General features: G+C 49.0%; 2 tRNA genes and 1 rRNA gene. All 3 read right to left on the minus strand.

Annotated elements, in window-relative coordinates:
* Positions 1 to 112: ribosomal RNA gene (locus tag HALTITAN_RS24375) — 23S ribosomal RNA — on the minus strand; the annotation flags it as partial.
* 252 nt (positions 113 to 364) lie between these two features.
* A tRNA-Ala gene (locus tag HALTITAN_RS24380) sits at positions 365 to 440 on the minus strand.
* 97 nt (positions 441 to 537) lie between these two features.
* A tRNA-Ile gene (locus HALTITAN_RS24385) sits at positions 538 to 614 on the minus strand.
* Between the last annotated feature and the right edge of the window lie 62 nt (positions 615 to 676).

Below are 676 nucleotides of genomic sequence, written 5' to 3' on the forward strand. Positions count from 1 at the left end.
GATGTCCGGGTCACAGGTTGTTGCCACCTCACCGAACCTTATCGCAGGCTACCACGTCTTTCATCGCCTCTGGCTGCCTAGGCATCCACCGTGTGCGCTTCATTGCTTGACCCTATAACCCGAAGGAGTCTGGTATCTCGCAATGATCACGTTTCATTTTGCCGGATACGCTGACGCGTATCACAATTTAAGAAGCACTTCTTACGAAGTGTTCTTGTCAGCATGATATACATTGTTAAAGAGCAGCTGTTCAATGAACAGTGATAAAGCAGTGTGCGATACCTAAAACAACAGCACAGTGACTTATCAGTGGTCACAAAACATTCACAAACGGTATTGAAGGTTAAACAGGGTAGTAACGTAATGGTGGAGCCAAGCGGGATCGAACCGCTGACCTCCTGCGTGCAAGGCAGGCGCTCTCCCAGCTGAGCTATGGCCCCAATACTAAATTCACGCAAATTTCTGTAAGACAAGGCAAAATGCGACGACGTATAGTCTGCTATACGAGGAGCATTTTAACGCAGTATTACAGGAATTTGGTGGGTCTGGGCAGACTTGAACTGCCGACCTCACCCTTATCAGGGGTGCGCTCTAACCAACTGAGCTACAGACCCATTTACTTACTACTCTTACGACCGCGTCGGCTGGCCGACCTCACCCTGCTTTCCATTTAAGG

The sequence above is a fragment of the Vreelandella titanicae BH1 genome (assembly GCF_000336575.1).
In the GTDB taxonomy this organism is placed as follows: domain Bacteria; phylum Pseudomonadota; class Gammaproteobacteria; order Pseudomonadales; family Halomonadaceae; genus Vreelandella; species Vreelandella titanicae.